A 417-nucleotide genomic window follows, 5' to 3' on the forward strand; every position below is an offset into this window, starting at 1 on the left:
ATCAGGCACTTTCCGACATCGTCATGATATGCTCTATCGGAACGGAGGCACAAACGCGGTTAGTCTCGCAGGCATTTCTGATGCGCAACAATGTTGTGGCCACCAATGTCGGAGGGCTTCCGGAAATGATCGAACACAACCGTACAGGATTGATATGTCCCGCCGCTGATCCATCAGCTCTCGCTAATGCGTGTATTGAGCTAATCAATTCCGAGAAATTGCGCGAAGAAATAAAGGACAATGCAGAGCATTACGCTTATAAGGAAATGACTTTCGAGCGCATGATGGAAGGGATGCTTCAAGCGTATCACAATGCTCTTAGTCACCTTCCCGTGAACAGATGAAGTCCTAAAAACATCCTCTTATTCAACCACCTGCTCACGAGACTTATTTAAAACATCTTTCATTGTATATTGG

The 417-nt window shown here is 45.6% G+C and carries 1 protein-coding gene; it reads left to right on the forward strand.

All coding sequences use genetic code 11. The features are described 5' to 3' along the window. The coding region (locus BCY78_RS24370) for a glycosyltransferase (RefSeq protein WP_139103330.1) at positions 1-344 on the forward strand (344 nt) is incomplete at its 5' end. Positions 345-417 lie beyond the last annotated feature (73 nt).

Origin of the sequence: Pararhodobacter sp. CCB-MM2 (genome assembly GCF_001691415.1) — a bacterium.
Classification (GTDB): Bacteria; Pseudomonadota; Alphaproteobacteria; order Rhodobacterales; family Rhodobacteraceae; genus Pararhodobacter.